Source organism: Bacillus sp. mrc49 (assembly GCF_002803435.1).
This window is the reverse complement of sequence record NZ_PHNG01000222.1, coordinates 1-828: the sequence shown is the minus strand read 5'-3', so window position 1 is coordinate 828 and position 828 is coordinate 1. Positions and strand designations below refer to the sequence as shown.

Annotated in this window: 2 protein-coding genes; both read right to left on the bottom strand. The window is 48.1% G+C overall.

Features of this window, described 5'->3' with window-relative positions:
* Positions 1 to 282 (bottom strand): YbaK/EbsC family protein (locus CVN76_RS01575; RefSeq protein WP_100530140.1); only part of this gene is annotated, 282 nt, incomplete at its 3' end.
* 80 nt (positions 283 to 362) lie between these two features.
* The coding region (locus CVN76_RS01570; protein ID WP_269800000.1) for an FGGY-family carbohydrate kinase at positions 363 to 828 on the bottom strand (466 nt) is incomplete at its 5' end.

The window sequence follows — 828 nt, the reverse complement described above, 5'->3', positions numbered from 1 at the left end:
TTGAAGGTCCTTGACGGTGAGCATTTCCATTTTTTTCGCTCCTGCCGCCTTGGCCGCTTTTTTCATATCCAGTTCGTCCGCTACTGGAATCACAAAAACATAAAGCTGCTGCGGCCCGCTATGGGTAACGAGCGTTTTAAAGACGCTTCCAGGAGCCTTTCCGATTTTTTCGGCGACTGTAACTCCATCGATCTTTCCATCACGTGCATCATAACTCATCATCCCATATTCGATTGAATGGTTATCAAGAATTCGCATTGCATTCGTTTTACTGGCTCCCATAAGAAATTCTCCTTATCTTTTTTACCATCTTATCAAAAACAAAAGCACAGTGCTTATGCATCTGTGCCTTTCCTTCACGTTCATTCCAAATGGCGTCTTTGAAATTCGGCAATGCGGCTGTAGTCACCCTCCAATTGCCTGCTCACGGATAAATAGATCGACATCAGCTCTTCGTAAACTTTAACGTTAGCCTCGATCGGCACAAGCTCATTCGTATCGCCAATCATCCCTTCCACTTCATCGAGGCTTTCGATTTCCCCTAAAGCATAAAGCCCAAGCACGGCTGCGCCCAAGCTCGAACTTTCAAAGCTTTCAGGAATCGTCACGTTCTGATTGAAAACATCAGCCATGATCTGACGCCACAGCTTCGAGCGGACAAACCCGCCGCTTGCATGGATCTTCTCGGGTGCGCCAGCCAGTTCCCTTACAGCGAGGAGGACACTATAGAGGTTATACATCACGCCTTCGAGTACCGCGCGGACCATATGATCACGTGTATGGTGAAGGGCCAGTCCAAAGAAGGAGCCCCTTGCATCGGCACTCCAT